Raw genomic sequence first — 287 nt, forward strand, 5'->3', positions numbered from 1 at the left:
CGTCCTGGTGTGAGAGCAACGACCCGAACTTTACGGCCAAAGCCGCCGATGTTGTCGGCCTCTATGTCGCCCCGCCCGCGAAGGCCATTGTGCTGTGCGTGGACGAGAAGCCCTCGATCCAGGCCTTGGAGCGAGCGCAGGGTTATCTGAAGTTGCCCAATGGCAGCGCCTTGACCGGCCAGAGCCACGATTACAAGCGGCATGGCACGACAACACTGTTTGCGGCGCTCGAAGTCGCCACTGGAAAGATCATCGCGACGCATTCAAAACGCCGGCGCCGCGTCGAA

At 61.7% G+C, this 287-nt stretch carries 1 pseudogene; it reads left to right on the top strand.

The features are described from left to right. Positions 1 to 287: pseudogene (locus tag CWO89_RS45445) on the top strand (IS630 family transposase); the annotation flags it as partial.

The organism is Bradyrhizobium sp. Leo170 (genome assembly GCF_004296405.1).
GTDB lineage: Bacteria > Pseudomonadota > Alphaproteobacteria > Rhizobiales > Xanthobacteraceae > Bradyrhizobium.